Genomic DNA, 1,171 nt, shown 5'->3' with positions numbered 1-1,171 from the left:
GGCGAATGGCAAGGATCTGGTAACCCTGACCGCCAGAGTGGAAGATCAATACAAAAACCCCGTCAACCAGAGTGATGTTAGCTGGCAGATCCAGCCGGCAGGTAAGTATCATCTTACCGGCAGCCCGCAAAAAACCGACGATCAGGGCCGGGTTACCGCGACGCTGGCTTCAGAGGATGTGGTCGCCTGTCAGGCCGTGGCAACCGCCAACGGTGTGAACAAATCGTCTGCCACCATCAACTTTAGCGCCGACGCAGCCACCGCCACAGTCTCTACACTCACTCCGTCCACAACAGCGGATGTGGCAGCAGGCGATAGCATGACGCTGAAAGCCACAGTGGTGGACAAAGCCGGTCATCCTGTCGTAAATCAAAGGATTAACTGGAGTACCGATAATACCAGCGGGTCTTTCCAGTCCAATAATTACAGCGACACCAACAGTCAGGGTATTGCAGAGATAACCTATTCTGCTACCCGGGCCGCGGCCACGCATGTCACGGCAGAAAGTAATAACAGCCGCCAGACCGTGGCGGTGAATGTGATTGGTAATATAGCCACCGCGACCCTGTCTGACAGCAAAGTGGACAAAACTCAGGCCGTCGCCGATGGCAACGAACCGATAACCTGGTCTGTCGCGGTGAAAGATGCGAACGGCAATACTCTGCCTGGCGCACAGGTCAACTGGAGCAGCAATGATCCGAAAGTGATCTTTGCCAGCACCAGCAGCCTTGCGAATAATCAGGGGGTTGCAACCATGCATTTCACCTCCACCCGTGCCGGGAAGGCTACTGTTTCTGCCACCACCGCGAACGGTGCAGCGAAACAAACCACCACGCTGACGTTTGTTGCCGACGCCAAAAGCGCCGTGCTGAAAAGCATTTCACCGGATAAAACCACCCTGCTGGCCGACGGAAAGGACAGCGCCACACTGACTGCTGTCGCAGAAGACGCACAGGGTAATCCGTTAAAGAATGTCCAGATCGACTGGAGTTCAACCAGCAACACCGCACAGTTAACCGCCACGACCACCCAGACAGACGAGCAGGGACATGTCACAGTCCAGGTCAGTTCTCCGGCGGTGGAAGAGATTACGCTGACTGCCACGCTGCAGGGTCAGAAGCTGGCTTCTCCGGTCCTGCACTTTATGGCTGACAGTAAAACCGCCGCGGTA

The 1,171-nt window shown here is 55.8% G+C and carries 1 protein-coding gene; it reads left to right on the top strand.

The annotated features are described in order from the left end of the window. The coding region (locus tag FEK46_RS23325; RefSeq protein ID WP_171021387.1) for an Ig-like domain-containing protein at nt 1-1,171 on the top strand (1,171 nt) is incomplete at both ends.

Origin of the sequence: Escherichia sp. E4736, from assembly GCF_005781225.1 — a bacterium.
Classification (GTDB): domain Bacteria; phylum Pseudomonadota; class Gammaproteobacteria; order Enterobacterales; family Enterobacteriaceae; genus Escherichia.
This window is presented reverse-complemented; position numbering and strand designations above follow the sequence as displayed.